Raw genomic sequence first — 16,452 nt, forward strand, 5'->3', positions numbered from 1 at the left:
GTAGCGGGTACGCGGAAGGCCGGGGCCCTGTACGGAACAGGGCCCCGGCCTTCACCTGCGCGCGTACCCGCGCCGTGGTGGTCGCGTCGCTACGGGGTCAGGACCTGGCCGAGGCGCGCGGCCGTCGCCGTACCCAGCTGGGTGACGCCGTAGTACACCGACTTGGCGACGGAGACGCCCGAGGCCGTGCTCGGCAGGTAGAGCAGTGTGCCGTTGCCCGCGTCCTCGCCCTCGGCGCCGACGAGCAGGTGGGCGCGGCCGTGGCCGGAGAAGTCCGTCAGCGAGACCGAGGAACCCAGCTTGTCGTCCTTCTCCGTGGCGCCGGGGACGCCGTCCGTGTCCTGGGAGTAGGAGAGCGAGCCGGTGCCGGTGAGTCCCGCCGAGGTGCCCTTGAAGAGCCAGACCGAACCGGCGTTGGAGCGGTTGGTGGTCCGGGTGATGTCCTCGTTCGGGGCTCCGGCGAGGGCGTCCGCGTACCCGTCCGCGTCGAAGTCGCCGACGGAGACCGACCAGCCCAGCGCGTCGCCGGACTCGGCGGCGCCCGGGACACCCGCGGTGGCCTGGTGGACGGTCGTCATCCCGGTGGTGGTGAAGCCGGTGGAGCTGCCCGGGACCATGGTGACCTGACCGCCGGCCTTGGCGCCCGACTCGGCGGTGTACGGCTGGCCGATGACGATGTCGTCGTAGCCGTTGCCGTTCACGTCGCCCGCGGCGATGGACCTGCCGCCCTTCACGGAGAGCGTGGACACCTTCGCCAGGCCGAGGGACCTGGAGCCCTTGAACCAGGTGACCTTGCCCACGCCGGACTGGTCGAGGTACGTGAGCGCCACGTCCGCGTAGCCGTCCCGGTTGAAGTCGCCGGAGGTGGCGTCCGCGTACGAGAGGGCGCCGTCGGCGGCGGTGAGGTCACCGGCGACCTCGTGACCGTCGTCGAACCGGGCCGCCCAGTTGCCGCCCGTGCCGGTGCCTGCCGTGAAGACGTCCGCCTTGCCGTCGGCGTTGAAGTCGCCGACCGCCACCGTCGCGCCGAACCGCGCGCCGGACGGCTCGTAGTCGTCGCCCAGCGCCATGGTGTCGGCGCCGAGGTCGAACTTCGGTCCGTACAGGATCGTCACCGCGCCGCGGTCCTTGTGGCCGGTCGTGTCGTCCTCGCCGGGCGCGCCGATCGCGAGGTCCGCGTACCCGTCCGCGTTGATGTCGCCGACGGCGGTGGCCGCGCCCCACTGGTCGCCCGACTCGGCGGCGCCCGGCACGTTGGCGGTGCCCTGGTTGAGCTTCACCTTCGCGGCGGACACCGGGCCGGTCGGGCCGCCGGGCACGAGGGTGAGCCAGCCGCTGCCCTGCTTGGGCGTGGCGGCGACGAGGTCGCTGACGCCGTCACCGTTGAAGTCGGCGGTCGGGACCGCGGAGTTCTTGCCGGGGCTCGACGCGTACCGGCGGATCTCGCCCAGCTTGGCGTACAGGTTCTTGCCGGGGCACAGGGTGGCGAAGCCGTCGCGGTGGCCGGAGACCGTGTTCAGCGTGGCCTGCTCGCCCGCCTTCCACACGCCCGTGTCGGCCGCGGCGGTCAGGGTGACCTTGCCGCTCGGGTCGACGCCGTACTGGCCCAGCTTCCACGCGGCGACCCGCGCGACGGACTCCAGAGCGGCCCGGGTCGGCTTGCCCGCGGTCTGCGCCGGGGTGGTGGAGGTGGCGGCGGCGCCCTCGAAGTCACCGAGGACGGCGATGCCCGCCGAGTCGCCGTTGAAGCCGTACGTGTGGGCGCCGCGCACCGGCAGGTCGACGCCGCCCGCGCGGCCCTCGAAGATCCGGCCGCACTTGTCGACCAGGAAGTTGTAGCCGAGGTCGTTCCAGCCCTCGGTCTGCACGTGGTACGCCATGATGCCGCGCACCAGCGCCGGGGACTCGGCGCAGCTGTAGTCGTTCGTGCCGACCGTGTGGTGGACGAAGACCGCGCTGACCTTGTCGATGTACTCCTGTGGGTCCTTGACCGTCGACTCGTCGGCGCCCCACTGGGCGCGGGGGACGATCGGCGGCCGGGTCACGGTGGACGGCGGCGGGGACGGCACCGGAGCGGGCGTCGGGTCGGCCGTCGCGGAGGCCGGGGCGCTCTCCGAGGAACTGTCGGTGGGTGACGCCGGAGCACCGGAGGCGGACTCCGTGCTCGTGGGCGCCGTGCTGGCGGGCTCCGCCGTGGAGGGGGAGGCGGACGGCGAGCCCGTCGGATCCTCCGCGACGAAGGCGGCGTTGTCCATGGAGGTACCCGAGGCCGTGCCCGGAGCCGCGCCCAGGGCCTTGTTCTTCGCCTCCGCCGAGGTCACGCCCGGGTCCACGAGACTGACCTCAAGTCCCTTGGGCAGACCGGAGGTCGCCGAGTCGTCGGCCGCCACCACCCGTGCCTCGACACCGTCGCTCGGGCCGACCCAGAGCGGATCGGACGCGCCGCGTGCGTCCTCGGCACCCGGCTCGGCCTTGTCGACCGGGTGCGGTTCCAGATCCAGGTTCCGCCAGCCGGTCCACTCGTCCGTGCCCAGGGCCCGGGTGCGGACCTGCGCGGTGCCGTCGAGTTCGGTCTTCGCGCCGGTCCAGGAGAGGCCGAGCAGCGAGAACTGCGCGGTGCCCGTCCGCTCCACCTCGCGCCGGCCCGTGCCGTCGCTGCTCATCGTGAGCTCGTGCACCTTCACCGGCCGCTTGCTGCGCGCCGCGTCCACCGCCGGCTCGGCGCTCGGGTTCGCGACGGCGTAGGTGACGGCACCCGCCCCGCTCAGCACGACGGCTCCCACCGTCAGCCACGTTCTTCGCTTCAGACTCAGCGGTCTGTACGCATGGGTCGTCCCGCGTCTCAAATGTCCCACCCCTAGGAAAGCATCACAAAAACCCACCCGGCACAGGAGTGGTTTCTTAATTCAGCGCCAACTCCAGGCCAAGCATCACCCAACACAGGTATGCGGTACGTCACTTCAGGCCGGTCCTGACAGCTGGGTGAGGTGGATGGTTGTGCGGGTTGCGGTGAATTTCTCAGTGACCTTTGTCACTGCGGTGGCGTGTGATGTTCCAGCCGCCCCGTCCGCTTGGTGTTGCGGACCGGCCGTGGCTCTCGCGGCCCGGACGCGATCGAACAGACCGAACAACGCGACCGAACCAACCGAACAAGGGGGCGCACGCGGTGGAAACGACGAGCGTGAAGTCGGGGAAGCGCACGCGCGCGCCCCGGGATCTCTCCGCCGACCTGCGGATGCGACAGCACGCGGCGCAGTTCGTACGGGACGTCACGGCACGCAACCGGCTGCCGTTGGACTACTCCGTCACGAGCCTGCGCGTCGTCGACTTCATCGTCGACGGGCTGCGCAAGAGCGGCCGGAACCGTACGGCCGTGGGGCGTGTGCTGTTCGGACTCGGGGCGTACGCGGGCGAGGTGCTGGTGCGGCGGGCCGGCGCCGCGTGGATCGAGTTCGACCAGGAACAGCGGGAGTTGTTCGGCCAGCCGGTGGGCGTACGGATGCCGGACGGGCGGGTGTGGAATCCGCTGGGCAAGGTCGTGAAGCGGTTCGAGGTGGGGGAGCGGGAGTCCTTGCGCACGTTGTATCTGCAGTTGCACGGGCGGGCACGGGCCGGGCTCCCCGGGATCGTGGGTCAGGGCGGCATGTCTGACGGGCTGTGACATTTCCGCGCCGTCCGGCGCAGATGACCTTGAGGGTGTGAGGTGCGTACGGTGGCGCGTACGGCGATGCGTGCTCCGGTGCGTACGAAGGAAGTGCTGGGCCAGGGAGGGGAGTTCCGCCGCGTGCGGTCGTCCGACGGGGACCTGGGTGTGGCGGTCGCGCGGGCGCAGCAGGGGGACGAGGAGGCCTTCGCGGTCGCGTACCGGATCGTGCAGCCCGGACTGCTCGGGTATCTGCGGGGGCTGGTCGGCGGCGAGGCGGAGGACGTGGCGTCGGACGCGTGGCTGGAGATAGCCCGTGACCTGGGGCGGTTCCGCGGGGACGGGGCGGGGTTCCGCGGCTGGACCGCGACCATCGCCCGGCACCGGGCCCTCGACCATCTGCGGCGGCTGAAGGTGCGGCCGCGGGCCTCCGAGGTCGAACAGTCGCTGTTCGACCTCCCTGCCGCGCAGCGCACGGACGACCAGGCCCTGGAGTCGCTCGGCACGCAGTACGCCCTCGACCTGCTCTCCACGCTGCCGCGCGACCAGGCCGAGGCCGTGCTGCTGCGGGTCGTCGTCGGCCTCGACGGTCCGGCGTCCGCGCGGGTCCTCGGCAAGCGCCCCGGCGCCGTACGCACCGCCGCGTACCGGGGCCTGAAGCGGCTGGCCCACCGGTTCGACGCGGAGGGCGCGGCGGCCGAGGGTGTGACGGCCGAGGGTGTGACGGAAGACGGGCCCGGGACGCTGGGGGAGTCGGGATGAACGACAGGCGGTCCTTGGGCGGCGAGGGTGGATGCGGACGTGGGTGCGGACATGGGTGAACGAGAGGGCGACGCCGCCCGCCCGAACCACCGGACCGCACCTTCCGCACCCTCCGCGGACTCCGCAGCCTCCGGGCACTCCGGGCCGGCCGGCCAGGCCGACCAGGGTGACCCGGGCGATCAGGGCGGTGATCCCCTGTTCGAGGTCCCGCCCGCCCTCGGCGCGCTGCTCGCCGCCACCGGCCGGGGCGCGGCGGTGGACCCCGGCGGCGAGAAGCGGGCCCTGGCCGCGTTCCGGGAGGCACGGGACGCGGGGGCGCACGGTGCGGCGGCCCGTTCCCGGCGGGGGGACGACTGGCGGCCCGAGGCCCAACGGCGACGCGGCCGGCCGGTGCGGGCGACGCTGATCGCGCTGGCGGCGAGCGTGACGCTCGGCGGGGTCGCGTTGGCGGCCATCGGTTCGGGACCGGGCTCCGGACCGGACGACGACAGGCACGAGCGGGATCGGCCCCGGCCGTCCAGCAGCGCCCCGGCCGACACCGGGCCCGGTGCGCCCGGTCCGTCCGGCCCCTTTGGACCGGGGCGGCCCGACGGTTCCGCCACCGCCTCCGGCGGTCCGCCCGGCCGCCCCTCCACCGCTCAGGACACCGTGGCCCACTGCCGTGCGTACGACTCCGTCAAGGGACGGGGCAAGGCCCTGAATTCGACCGCCTGGCAGCGGCTGATCCGGGCGGCGGGCGGCGAGGACGGAGTGGAGGCGTACTGCGCGGGTGTGCTGGCGCGGGCCGCGGAGGCGAAGGAGAAGAAGAACGCGGACAAGGCCGAGCCGGCGACATCGGCGAAGCCGTCCAAGACCCAGGGCAACGGCTCCACGAAGAACCCGAAGAGCGCGAAGAACCCGAAGAGCACGGCCGGCGCGAAGAACCCGAAGAACACGAAGGTCCCGAAGTCCCGGTGAGTGGGCCAGGGCCGCTCCGGCTCCGGCTCACCCGGTGCGGTACGCCGTCTCGATCCCGGCGATCACCAGCGCCAGCCCCTCCTCGAAGTGCCGGTCGTAGTCCGCGAAGAGCTCCGCACCCGCCTGGACCGACAAGGGGAAGTCGGCCATCAGACGGGCGCGTTCGGCCATGTCGTACCCCTCGCGGCGGTCGCCCGGCAGCGGCTCGACGCCCTGTTCCTCGGTGACGAACCCGAGCGTGTAGAGGTACGCCGTCGAGGCGGCGCGGACCGCCTGGGCGAGGGTGAAGCCGGCGGCCGTGAACAGGCGCAGCGTCTCCTCCATCTGTTCGCCGTGCTCGACCCCGGTGAAGCGGGAGCCGCTGTAGACCTTCGCGCCGTCGCGGTAGCGGCGCAGCGTCGCGCGCAGACCGCGGTTCGACCTGAGCAGTCGCTCCTGCCAGGTGTCGTGTGCGTCGAGCGGGACCGCGGCGACCATCCGGCGGTACATCTCCGTCGCCATCTCGTCGAGCAGCGCCTGCTTGTCCTTGAAGTGCCAGTACAGAGCGGGCGCCTTGACGTCCAGCTCCTTGGCGATGGCCCGCAGGCTCAGGCCGTCGAGGCCGACCTCGTTCAGCAGGTCCAGGGCGGTGTCCGCGACGCGCTTGCGGTCGAGGGGGGCTCGGCGTTCGGTGTTCACGCTTGACAGCTTAACGGCGTTAAGGCCACTCTGGGGGCACCCGAGAACTTAACGACGTTAAGGAGACTTGCCATGGCCACTCACCCGGACGTGCTGATCGTCGGCGCGGGCCCCACCGGACTCGCGCTCGCCGTCGACCTCGCCCGGCGGGGCACCCGCGCGCTCGTCGTGGAACGGTCCGACGGCCTCTTCCCCGGCTCGCGGGGCAAGGGGATCCAGCCCCGCACCCAGGAGGTCTTCGACGACCTGGGCGTGCTGGACGCGCTCCTGGCGGGCGGCGGCACGTACCCCGTCGGAATGATCTGGAAGGACGGACAGCGGCAGGGCGAGCACCGGATGTTCGACGAGGTGGCGGCGACGGAGGCCGAACCGTACGCGGGCTTCGCGCTGATGGTGCCGCAGTGGCGGACGCAGGAGATCCTGTACGCCCGCCTGAAGGAGCTGGGCGGGGACGTCGCCTTCGGCCGGGAGCTGGTGGGCCTCGACCAGGACGCCGACGGTGTGACGGCGAGCTTCGCCTCCGGCGCCCCCGTACGGGCCCGTCATGTCGTCGCCGCGGACGGCGGCCGCTCGGCGGTGCGGCGCTCCCTGGGCATCGGCATGACCGGCGAGACGGTGGACCCGGCTCCGGCGCTGGTCGCGGACATCCGCGTCACCGGCCTCGACCGCGACAACTGGCACTTCTTCCCGCCCGTCGAGGACGCGGCCGAGGGCACCGGCGAACAGGGCGGCCGGGGCAGCCGGGGCCTGCGGGGCGGCTTCCTGGGGATCTGCCCCCTCCCGCACACCGAGGACTTCCAGCTGGCGGCCGGCTTCGCCGACCCGTCCGCCGAGCCGGACCTGTCCCTGGAGGGCATCCGCAAACTGGTCGCCACGCGGACGCATCTCGCCCCGGACGACGTGACCGAGGTCCGCTGGGCCTCCGAGTTCCGGCCGCGGGCCGCGATGGCGGACCGTTTCCGGCAGGGCCGGGTCTTCCTGGCGGGCGACGCGGCCCACGTCCACTCGCCGGCCGGCGGCCAGGGCCTCAACACCAGCGTCCAGGACGCGTACAACCTGGGCTGGAAGCTCACGGCCGTCCTCCGGGGGGAGGCCCCGGCCGCCCTGCTCGACTCGTACGAGGAGGAGCGGCTGCCCGTCGCCGCGCAGATGCTGGGCCTGTCCACGGGCATCCACCGCGGCGAACTCCGGCGCGGCGCGGCCACCCAGCAACTGGGCCTCGGCTACCGGGGTTCCTCGCTGGCGGTCGAGACCCGGGACGGCCTGCCCGAGGAGGCCCTCCACGCGGGCGACCGCGCACCGGACGGCACCCGGGGCGGGGTGCGGCTCTTCGACACCTTCCGGGGCCCGCACTGGACACTGCTCACGGTCGGCACGGACGCGCAGGTACCGGACCTCCCCGGCATCCGCACGGTCCGGTACCCCGCGTACGAGGCGTACGGCACCGGGGTGTTCCTCGTCCGCCCCGACGGGTACGTGGGCTGGGCGGGTACGACGGCCGAGGGCCTGAGCGAGTACGCGACCCGCACGGGCGCCGTCACCGGGTCGGGCCGGGCCGTCGGGAGCCCGCCGGTGCCGTCTGGTTCGTGAGCGGGCGCACGGGGGAACCATCTCTGGCGGGGGCGGCGGAGGTGGGGGTTCAAATGCGTGGATCAGGCATGCGGAGATCAGCCGCGGCGGCCACGGCGGCGACGGCGATGGTGGTCACGGCGGCGCTCGCCGTGGTGAGCGGATGCACCGTCCAGACCGTCGACCCGGCCACGGGCAAGCCACGGGCCGCCGGGACGTCACCGTCGGGCGGTCCGTCGTCGGCAGCCGGTGCGTCGTCGTCGGCCGGCCGCTCCGCCGACGACGCGAAGCCGTCGCGGCCATCGCGGCCGTCACAGCCGTCGCGGCCTCCGCAGCCCGCGAAGTCCGCGAAGTCCGTCCCGCAGCCCCCGCCCGAGGTCCTCTGGTCGCCGGGCGACCGGGGCGGCGAGGTAAGGGAGTTGCAGGCCAGGCTGCGCCAGGTGCTGTGGCTCTACGAGGGCCCGACGGGGACGTACGACACCTCGACGGTCGACGCGGTCAGGGGTTTCCAGGGCAAACGGGGCCTGCCGGAGACCGGCACGACGGACTCGGTCACCTGGCAGCGGCTGCTGCGGATGACCCACGAGCCGGGCAAGTGGGAGCTGTACGCGTCCGGCGGCCAGCCGGCCGCGAAGCCGGACCCGCGCTGTCTGACGGGCCGGGTGCTGTGCGTCAGCAAGACCAGCAGGACCCTGCGCTGGATGGTCGACGGGCGGACGGTCTCGACGATGGAGGTGCGCTTCGGCGCGCAGTACACACCCACCCGCGAGGGCGTCTTCAACGTCTACTTCAAGTCGCGCCACCATGTGTCGACGCTCTACGACTCGCCCATGCCGTACGCGATGTTCTTCAGCGGCGGGCAGGCCGTCCACTACTCCGCGGACTTCGCGGCGACGGGCTACTACGGAGCCTCGCACGGCTGTGTGAACGTCCGGGACGAGGCGAAGATCTCGGCACTGTTCGCGCAGGTCAGGAATGGGGACAAGGTCGTCGTCTACTGGTGAGGCGCAGGCGCGGGAAGAAGTGTGCGAGTGCGGGCGGGACCGGGGGAACGTGTCCCGCCCGCACTCTGTGCGCCGAGCCGTGGGTACGGGGGGAACCCCGGCTCGTGCGACAGCCGATGACCAGTCGGCTGCTTACTACTGCGTCCGGGCGGCTGAAAATGTCACACCGGTACGGCAGAAGCGTGTAGACGGAACGGAGCCGGTCCGAAGTCGGCCCGAAGCCGGCCCGAAGTCGCAGGTCAGACGCGGGGAGTCGCCGATGACGGCACGGCGGGCAGGGACTCCTGCACGGTCAGGGCGCTGATCCGCGGGGTCGGGGTCACCGCGTCCGTGTCGCCGCGGAACGTGCCCGTGCCTATGTCGCCGGGGCCGTCTCCGTCGCCACCGCTGTCACCACCGCTGCCGTCGTCGCCGCTCTCACCGTCACCGCGGCCGTCACCACCGCGGTCGTCCCCGTCCCGGCCGTCGCCGCCGCTGTCGCCGTGCCCGGACCTGGGGTCGCCCCACTCCTCGTCCGAGTCGCGGACGTTCGAGTCCTTCAGGATGACCTTGCAGTACTTCTGTACCTGCTCGGCGCCCCTGGCGGCATCCTCCAGGGTGTGTCTGCTCCCCGGGTCGAGGTGGCCGTCGCGGTAGTCGCGGCAGGCCGAGGCGAGCCTGGCCCAGCGCTGACCGGACCGGCCCTCGTGCCCGGTGCCCTCCGGGTCGGGCTGTGCGCCCGTGCCCGTACCGGTGTCCTCGCGTGCCTCGCCGCGCGGCGCGGGGCTCTCGCCCGCCGAAGCGCCGGCGCTGCCTTCGGGGCGTGGCGCGTCGTCGTCGCCGTGGCTCTCGCGGGGTGACGGTGTGAGGAGCGGGCGGTCCGGGGTGACGGCGGCCGTCGCGGAGGCGCCCGGTTCCGGTTCGTGGTCGCCGCCGAAGGCCAGCACACCGGCGGTCGCGGCCACGGCGACCCCGCCGATCATCCCCGCGGCCAGCGCGGCGGCGAGTCCGTAACGGACCGGCCGGCCCCAGAGGGAGGCGACGCGGCGGTCCGTGGCGGAGCGGCCGATACGGACGAGCCCCGCGTCCAAGGGGCCGTTCGAGGTCTTCGAGGTCCTTGCGTCCTTCGGGGCCATGGCTGCCGCGGAGGGCCGTGTACCGGCGGACGGGACGACGCCCGCCGTCTCGCCGCTGCGGATCCGCTGGGCGCTCCGGCCGGTGTGCGCCGTGCGGAAAGCGGCCAACGCGGCGGCCTCACCGGGGAGTTCGGCATCGGCCGGCGCGCTGTGCGTGACCTGCGCGCCCAGGGAGCCGAGCGCCTCGGCGAGCCGGTCGGCCCGGTCCCGGATGTCTGCGTCGACGGCTTCGAGCGGCTCTCCGCGCAGCAGTCGTTCCGCCGCGTCGCGGTCCAGCCACCGGTCGGAGATCCAGGGGTCGCCCCCCGGGGAGACACAGTGTTTGTCGGCCATCACATGTCCTTCTGCGTCCGCGAAGGCGTATGCGTCACACCTGCGGACGTCACCGCGCGGGTACGCGGTTCCGCGTGCGGGGGTCTCTGTGGGGGGACCGAGGTCAGGGAACTCGTGGATTCCGCATCCGGGCCGAGCAGCTCCGCGAGGCGTTTCAGACCGCGGTGCGCCGCCGTGCGGACGGCGCCCGGCCGTTTGCCGAGGGTGTCCGCCGCGGTCTTCGCGTCGAGGCCGACGACGACGCGCAGCACGACGGCTTCCGCCTGGTCCTGCGGGAGCTGGGCGATGAGGGAGAGGGTGCTGTCCGTGGCGAGGGCCTCGATGGCCTCGCCCGCGGTGTCGGACTCGGCGGCCCTGCCGGTGAGTTCGCCCTCGTCGCCGACCGTCGCGGGGCGCCGGCCGCGCATGCGTATGTGGTCGAGCGCGCGGTTGCGGGCTATCCGGGCGGCCCAGCCGCGGAACCGGTCGGCGTCTCCGCTGAACCGCTCCAGGTCCCGGGCGATCTGCAGCCAGGCCTCGGACGTCACGTCCTCCGCGTCCGGGTCACCGACCAGCGTCCGTACGTATCCCAGGAGCCGTGGGTGCACAGCTCGGTAGACAGTCCGGAACGCGGTCTCGTCCCCGTACTGTGCGGCCAGCACCGCGGCGGTCAGCTCCGCGTCGTCCCCCAGCACCGCGCCCCTTATTGCGCCCGGCCGGCACCGCTCTCGCGGACCGGGTTCTCTCCGTCGTGGTCTCTCGGTCGATGGTTGCGGTCCTGCCCCGCATCCGGCGCGAAATGCACGTTACGGCTTGAAACCGGGGCGCGTCCATGTCCGTACAACTTGCAACTAACTCGTTGCGGCAGGGGGTGTGACACAAAACGCACCGTCGGCGCTGAGCAGAGTACGGGCCGCCGCGCGGCCCGTGCCGCGCGACGGCCGGGGCCTCTCCTGTGGGGGGTGGCGGCCTCGGCCGTTGCCTCGGTTCCCCCGCCGACTCGACACGTGACGCGACCAGCGACCCGGCGGCCCCGATGGGCCTGCCTCGGCGAACCGGAATGGCTTCGTCGCTCCCGATGACCCTGGTGGCCGGCGGCTCGGTAGTCCGGCGATCCGGCAGTCCAGCAATTCGGCGGTGCGTCGGCGCGGCAGCTTGATGGCCGGGCAGCCTGGTGGTCTGCCAGCCCGAAGGCCCGGTGGCCTGGTGGTCCCGTCGGGCCACCAGGCCACCGGATACCTGCTTGCCCGCCCGGCAGGGTTCACGTCGCGCGCAAGTAGCCCGAGTTCGCCACCTGGCCGAGGAACTTCAGGCGGGTGTCGGTGGCCATGTGCTTCTCGTAGGCCTCCTTGATGCCCGGCCACTTGGGGTGGCCGAAGTCGTCGAGGACCACGATGCCGCCGGGGGCGGCGATCTGCTCGGCCCACTCCAGGTCCGCGCCGACCCCCGCGGCGGAGTGGTCGCCGTCGACGATGATCACGCCGTAACTGCGGTCGGCGACCAGGGCGCGTACCTCGGGGTCCTCGGAGAAGCCCTGCTGGACCCGGGCCGCGGCACCCGCCGCGCCCACCAGGCTCAGATTGGTGCGCACCGCCGCCCCGCGCACCGGCACGCCCGTCGGATCGGCGCCCTCGGTCGTGCCGGGCTGCAGCTGCAGCCCCGCCAGCGGGTCGACGATCGTCAGGTGCGGGTCGCGCCCCGAGCGCTCCATCATCCGGATCAGGGCCGCGCCGAACATCCCGTACAGGGTGCCGATCTCCAGGATCTCGTCGTTCGGCGGATCGAGCAGCGGCACGGCGGAGAGCTTGCCGCAGATGTTCATGGTGCCGCCGGCGATACGGCCGACCCCGAGCGACTCCAGCGCGATCAGCAGGCGGAACGACTGGGCGATGTTGCGCTCGGCGCCGGTCCTGTCCCCGGTCACCGAGGCCAACTCGGCGATCGCGCGGTCCAGGTGGACCTGCGCGGGGAGCCGTGACACACCGCGCCCGGTTCCGTCCAGCAGCAGTTCGAGCGGGCGCTGGCGGTTCCGCAGCGAGGCCAGCTCGCGCGACCCCTTCTCGGTGTCACCCGCGAGGGAGTGCCGGATCCGCCGGTCGATGCGCTGATCGATGAGATCGGCGATCGGGCGCAGCGTGCGCCGGGCGACTTTGGTGGTGAGCAGTGTGCGCATGGCTCTGTGACCCCCACAGATATCGGGTGCGTCGGGTGCGGTGCATGACTCGTCGCATCGCCCGTTGGCCGGGCACATCCGATACGCAAGGGGGAGTACCGACGCCCCGTACGCCGCGTCTGCGCCTCGGTTCCCCCCTCCGGGTGATGGCAGTACCACTGAGACCGCACACGTACGGTCAACTCCGTACGCATTCGGCCACATCAGCACACAGCACACTAGGTTCGATTTACAGCTGGACCTTGGGTGTCGGAAACACTGTTCGCACGACCGTCGCCGCGAGTTCACCGGGAGGCCGATACCGCCGTCCGGCCACCCGGTCGGCCCACCGGCGCCCCGCGGTCGGTCAGTGCCGTTTCAGGAGCGCCGAGCGCAGCCGTGGTGCCAGCAGGTTCTCGACGAACCGGTTGAGCAGCCAGGCCAGGGTGAGCATCGACAGGACCGTCAGGGGCAGAGTCCCGTACGACGGGATGTCCAGCCGCCGGTGGAACGTCTCGATGGCGACCCAGCCCAGGTGCTCGTGCACCAGGTAGAAGGGGTACGTCAGAGCACCCGCGAAGGTCAGCCAGCGCCAGTTCGCCCAGTTCAGCCAGCCGAGAGCGATCGCGGCGACGGCGACGAAGCCCAGCGTGACGACGAGGACGATCCCGAACGAGCTGCGGTAGGAGAAGAAGTCCGGGTTCGGCGCGTGCCACAGTCCGCGCATCGCGTAGTGCTGCCCGATCAGCCAGCTCACCAGCACGATGCCCCAGGCGTGTGCGTCGTGCCGGTTGCGGTGGACCAGGTAGAGGCCTATGCCGCCGATGAAGAACGGCGCGTACTCGGGCATCAGGACGAGGTCGAGGAGCGGCTCGTTCGCGGCCTCGGCGATCGCCGAGGCCAGGGTCCAGCCCGCGCAGAAGAGGATGACGCGCTGCCGGGTCGCCCCGGGCAGCACGATGCACAGCGCGAACAGCGCGTAGAAGCGGACCTCGGCCCAGAGCGTCCAGCAGACCCCCAGCACCCGGTCCGCGCCCAGCGGCTGCTGCATCATCGTCAGGTTCAGCAGCGCGTCGCTCGGCGAGACCGCCTTGTACGCCACCGCCGGCAGCGCGAAGACCGCGGTCACCAGGATGACCGCCGCCCAGTACGAGGGCAGCAGCCGGGACGCCCGGGAGGCGAAGAACGAGCGCAGCGGCTTGCCCCAGCCGCTCATGCAGATCACGAAGCCGCTGATCACGAAGAAGATCTGCACGCCCAGGCAGCCGTACGCGAACCAGGTGTGCAGCGTGGGGAACTGGAGCTGCGGCGAGCTGCCCCACGCCTTGCCGACCTCGCCGCCGCGGCCGCCGTAGTGGTACGCCGCCACCATCAGCGCGGCGATCAGCCGCAGCCCGTCCAGGGCGCGCAGCCGGTTCTCCCGCGGCTTCGGCTGCGGCGGTTCCGGTGGGAGGGGCGGGGCGGGTTCGGATGTCGGGAGGACGGTGCGCGTCAGCGTGCCCACGGATGTCGCGCGGGTGTCCTCGGGGGTTTCGGTCACGGGTTTCCCCTCAACGGCCGTCAGTGGTTTATGCGCACTGCGGGCCGTGGTGTTTCCGTGACCCGGGGCCACAGGAAGGCCTCAGTTGACGCATAAGCACACTAGTGCGACGCACAGGTAAGCCCTGGTTGAAGAGCCGACGATTCCCCGTTCGGACCCCATGAATTCACCCGCCGTTATCCTTGCTCCCCGTTTCGCCCGTGCCTCTCCTTTCGTTCTCATGCCTTTGTTTCGCACCGCACCGCAACAACACCCCGTAACACCCCGCCCCGCCCCGCCCCGCCTCGGCCGGGCCGAAGGCGTCAGCCGCGTACGGCCCTCTTGATCGAGCGTGCGCGGCGGGCCACCCGGCGCACCGTCGCGTTGCGCGGGAGGAACGCCAGCTGCGCCGGGACCGCGCCGGGCAGCGCGAGCGAGGTGAGGCGCTTGCGCTTGAAATAACGCCAGGTGTAGGTGCCCAGGTGCTTCGTCAGATAGGCCTCGGCGGCGGGGCGCAGGTCCGGGTAGATCTTGGGCTGCATCGCGTAGCCGACGGTGCGTACGAGTTCGGTCAGGACCTTCTCGTCGGTGCCCCGGCGCTGCTCGGTGACCGCCTCGCGGTCGGCCAGGTCCGGCAGCAGCGCGTCGACCACCGTCACCGGGACGCGGTTGCTGTTCTCGTACGGTGTCAGGTGGTCGAGGAGCAGCTCGGTGCCGACGCGGGCGACCGGCAGGCCGTACAGCGCGTAGGCCGTGAGCAGTGCCGTGGAGAAGCAGCCGACGACCAGGGCGGGACGCATCCGCTGGTAGAGGACCTCGGCGAGGACCGGGGTGGCGAGGACCGTCAGGTCGGCGCCCAGCTTCTCGGCCTCCTTCTCCAGGTCGCGGGTCCAGCGGGACGGCGCCGAGGGGTGCGGCTTGAAGACCACCCGGGTGTGGCCGAGCTCGACGGCCCCCCTCAGCATCCGCACATGGAGGTTCTCCTCCTCCTCGGGGGTGAGGATGCCGAGCGCGGAGAGGTACTGGCCGAGCAGCAGGGCCGGTTCGTCGATCGACGGCAGCGCGTCACCCGTGTCGACCAGTTCGGCGAGCACCTTCACGAACGCGTCCGTCGGCACGATCTCCGGCGCCACGCCGAACTCGGTGAGCAGCAGGGGCTTCAGCCCCGGGACCAGGTCGAGGTGGAGCAGCCGGTCCACCCGGGTGCCGACCAGCGGGTCGAGCTTGTTGCGCGTGGGGCCGTAGCTCATCAGGCCGTCGGCGTAGACGGTGACGGGCGCGCCGGTGAAGATCTGTGTGACGCCGAGCGCCGGGTTGACCTGGATCGACTCGACGGCGAGTTCCACGGGGTCCTCGCCCAGTCCCCAGGCGAGCCGCAGATGCCGCTCCCACAGGGGGACGTCGTCGAGCCGGGGGGCCCAGCCGCCCGGGTGGAAGGGGTAGATGGTCTCGTTCCACGACACGATGTCGTCGAACCGCCCGCGCAGCTGCTCGAAGCCGGGCATCTCGTCGACCCCGGGTGTCGTCTCCGGTGTCGTCGCGTTGTTGCAGACGAGCAGGATGCGCCGGTCGGCGGGCGCGAAGCAGTCGGCGTCGAGGGCCGCGGCGAGCGTGGCCGTGCCGTAGAGCGTCGACGCCAGGAAGATCTGCGTGGTCACGCGGCGACCCCCGCGGAGGCGGGACGGCGGCGCAGCCGGCGCAGCCGGGTGGCGCGCTGGACGTCCATGGAGTCGAGGGCTTCGTCGAGGACGCTCTGGGGCATACGGCGCAGTGCCGCGGCGCTCATCGACTTCAGTTTCCGTGCCACCGTCGGCTCGAACCTTTCCATGGATCCAAGATGATGAGAAATAATCGCGCAATACGTACGTACGGCTTTGGGGAGCAGTTTGTCCGCGTCCGGGTCCTGCGCGGTTTCCACGACGACCTGGTCGAAGGCGCGGATGAAATCGAGCTGCCGTACGTCGCCGATCTGCGTCAGCGAGGAGGCGACCCCGCGCCGGTAGAACACCCCGAGCAGGCCCACCGTGGCGAACGACTCCGCTTCCCGGTGCAGCTTCCAGATCCACGGCCGGTCCTCGGCCGTGCGCAGCCCGTCGGTGAAGTGCAGCAGGCCCCGGTCGGCCAGCCTGCGGTGGTAGATGCCGGCCCACGCGTACGCGTAGTCGACGGAGGTGGAGCGGTCGGCCGGCAGGATCGCCTCACGCGGATCCAGTACGACGCCGCGCCTGCCGTGCGGCACGCGGTGGACGGTGCGGGCCCGCGCGGTGCACTGGACGTGGTCGGTGCGCACGAAGTCGCACCCCAGGCCCTCTATGGCGGCGAGGAGCTGCTCGTAGTAACCGGGGGCGAGCCAGTCGTCCCCGTCGAGGAACGTGAGGTACTCGCCACGCGCCGCGTCGATGCCTGTGTTGCGCGCGGTGGCCAGCCCTCCGTTCTGCTCGTGTCTGACATGCACCGCACCCGGGAGCTCGCGCTCCGCGCGCGCGAGGATGTCCGGCGTCTCGTCGCGGGAGCAGTCGTCGACGAGAATGAATTCGAAGTCGTCACGCGCGTTCGCGCGCAGACTCTTCAGGGTGTCGGGTGCATATTGCTGCACGTTGTAGAACGGCACGATGACGGAGAGCTTGACCACCCGAGTGACGTTAGGCGGCGGCCCGGCATTCGTCTTGACCGTTGGTGAGATGCCAGGTGAACGACACGTGTCGGAATGGTGAACCCAGCCTTTTTGTATGCCGATCGGA

At 72.1% G+C, this 16,452-nt stretch carries 13 protein-coding genes; 5 read left to right on the plus strand and 8 right to left on the minus strand.

Annotated elements, in window-relative coordinates; translation table 11 throughout:
• Positions 1 to 89: 89 nt before the first annotated feature.
• Positions 90 to 2,663: an FG-GAP-like repeat-containing protein gene (locus tag ACLVWQ_RS19570; RefSeq protein WP_414110399.1), complete on the minus strand. Its 2,574-nt coding sequence runs from the start codon at positions 2,661 to 2,663 to the stop codon at positions 90 to 92.
• Positions 2,664 to 3,166: 503 nt separating this feature from the next.
• On the opposite strand from ACLVWQ_RS19570, the gene ACLVWQ_RS19575 reads away from it, so the two are divergent.
• From ACLVWQ_RS19575 to ACLVWQ_RS19585, 3 genes are all read left to right on the plus strand, one after another.
• Positions 3,167 to 3,661, plus strand: coding sequence for a hypothetical protein (locus tag ACLVWQ_RS19575; protein ID WP_414110177.1), 495 nt, complete (start codon positions 3,167 to 3,169; stop codon positions 3,659 to 3,661).
• 96 nt (positions 3,662 to 3,757) lie between these two features.
• Complete coding sequence (locus ACLVWQ_RS19580) at positions 3,758 to 4,405, plus strand: RNA polymerase sigma factor (RefSeq protein ID WP_414110401.1); 648 nt, start codon at positions 3,758 to 3,760, stop codon at positions 4,403 to 4,405.
• Between the two features lie 51 nt (positions 4,406 to 4,456).
• Positions 4,457 to 5,362 (plus strand): hypothetical protein, encoded by a 906-nt coding sequence (locus ACLVWQ_RS19585; protein WP_414110178.1) that lies wholly within the window; start codon positions 4,457 to 4,459, stop codon positions 5,360 to 5,362.
• Positions 5,363 to 5,389: 27 nt separating this feature from the next.
• Here the strand turns inward: ACLVWQ_RS19585 and ACLVWQ_RS19590 are convergent, their stop codons facing one another.
• Positions 5,390 to 6,040 (minus strand): TetR/AcrR family transcriptional regulator C-terminal domain-containing protein, encoded by a 651-nt coding sequence (locus ACLVWQ_RS19590; protein WP_414110179.1) that lies wholly within the window; start codon positions 6,038 to 6,040, stop codon positions 5,390 to 5,392.
• Positions 6,041 to 6,112: 72 nt separating this feature from the next.
• Here ACLVWQ_RS19590 and ACLVWQ_RS19595 point away from each other — a divergent pair, with 72 nt between their 5' ends.
• The gene (locus tag ACLVWQ_RS19595; RefSeq protein WP_414110180.1) at positions 6,113 to 7,630 is read left to right on the plus strand and encodes an FAD-dependent oxidoreductase; all 1,518 of its coding nucleotides are present in this window, start codon (positions 6,113 to 6,115) and stop codon (positions 7,628 to 7,630) included.
• Positions 7,631 to 7,698: 68 nt separating this feature from the next.
• A complete protein-coding gene (locus tag ACLVWQ_RS19600) occupies positions 7,699 to 8,613 on the plus strand; it encodes a L,D-transpeptidase family protein (protein WP_414110181.1) in 915 nt (304 codons plus the stop codon).
• Positions 8,614 to 8,852: 239 nt separating this feature from the next.
• Here ACLVWQ_RS19600 and ACLVWQ_RS19605 read toward each other — a convergent pair whose 3' ends face one another.
• The 6 genes from ACLVWQ_RS19605 to ACLVWQ_RS19630 form a co-directional block, all read right to left on the minus strand.
• The gene (locus tag ACLVWQ_RS19605) at positions 8,853 to 10,061 is read right to left on the minus strand and encodes a hypothetical protein (protein ID WP_414110182.1); all 1,209 of its coding nucleotides are present in this window, start codon (positions 10,059 to 10,061) and stop codon (positions 8,853 to 8,855) included.
• A complete protein-coding gene (locus ACLVWQ_RS19610) occupies positions 10,061 to 10,735 on the minus strand; it encodes an RNA polymerase sigma factor (protein WP_414110183.1) in 675 nt (224 codons plus the stop codon). Before ACLVWQ_RS19610 ends, ACLVWQ_RS19605 begins: the two co-directional genes overlap by 1 nt.
• 566 nt (positions 10,736 to 11,301) lie before the next feature.
• Complete coding sequence (locus ACLVWQ_RS19615; RefSeq protein WP_414110184.1) at positions 11,302 to 12,213, minus strand: class I SAM-dependent methyltransferase; 912 nt, start codon at positions 12,211 to 12,213, stop codon at positions 11,302 to 11,304.
• 346 nt (positions 12,214 to 12,559) lie between these two features.
• Positions 12,560 to 13,732, minus strand: coding sequence for an acyltransferase family protein (locus ACLVWQ_RS19620; RefSeq protein WP_414110185.1), 1,173 nt, complete (start codon positions 13,730 to 13,732; stop codon positions 12,560 to 12,562).
• A 302-nt stretch (positions 13,733 to 14,034) separates the two neighbouring features.
• A complete protein-coding gene (locus ACLVWQ_RS19625; protein ID WP_414110187.1) occupies positions 14,035 to 15,369 on the minus strand; it encodes a polysialyltransferase family glycosyltransferase in 1,335 nt (444 codons plus the stop codon).
• Complete coding sequence (locus ACLVWQ_RS19630; protein WP_414110188.1) at positions 15,366 to 16,343, minus strand: glycosyltransferase family 2 protein; 978 nt, start codon at positions 16,341 to 16,343, stop codon at positions 15,366 to 15,368. Before ACLVWQ_RS19630 ends, ACLVWQ_RS19625 begins: the two co-directional genes overlap by 4 nt.
• Positions 16,344 to 16,452 lie beyond the last annotated feature (109 nt).

The organism is Streptomyces sp. CWNU-52B, from assembly GCF_047444975.1.
In the GTDB taxonomy this organism is placed as follows: domain Bacteria; phylum Actinomycetota; class Actinomycetes; order Streptomycetales; family Streptomycetaceae; genus Streptomyces.

Bases quoted from the DNA above. Each gene is read 5' to 3' on its own strand.
- ACLVWQ_RS19585 (WP_414110178.1), top strand. From the start codon at position 4,457: ATGGGTGAACGAGAGGGCGACGCCGCCCGCCCGAACCACCGGACCGCA.
- ACLVWQ_RS19600 (WP_414110181.1), top strand. From the start codon at position 7,699: ATGCGGAGATCAGCCGCGGCGGCCACGGCGGCGACGGCGATGGTGGTC.
- ACLVWQ_RS19570 (WP_414110399.1), bottom strand. From the start codon at position 2,663: ATGAGCAGCGACGGCACGGGCCGGCGCGAGGTGGAGCGGACGGGCACC.
- ACLVWQ_RS19605 (WP_414110182.1), bottom strand. From the start codon at position 10,061: ATGGCCGACAAACACTGTGTCTCCCCGGGGGGCGACCCCTGGATCTCC.
- ACLVWQ_RS19595 (WP_414110180.1), top strand. From the start codon at position 6,113: ATGGCCACTCACCCGGACGTGCTGATCGTCGGCGCGGGCCCCACCGGA.
- ACLVWQ_RS19615 (WP_414110184.1), bottom strand. From the start codon at position 12,213: ATGCGCACACTGCTCACCACCAAAGTCGCCCGGCGCACGCTGCGCCCG.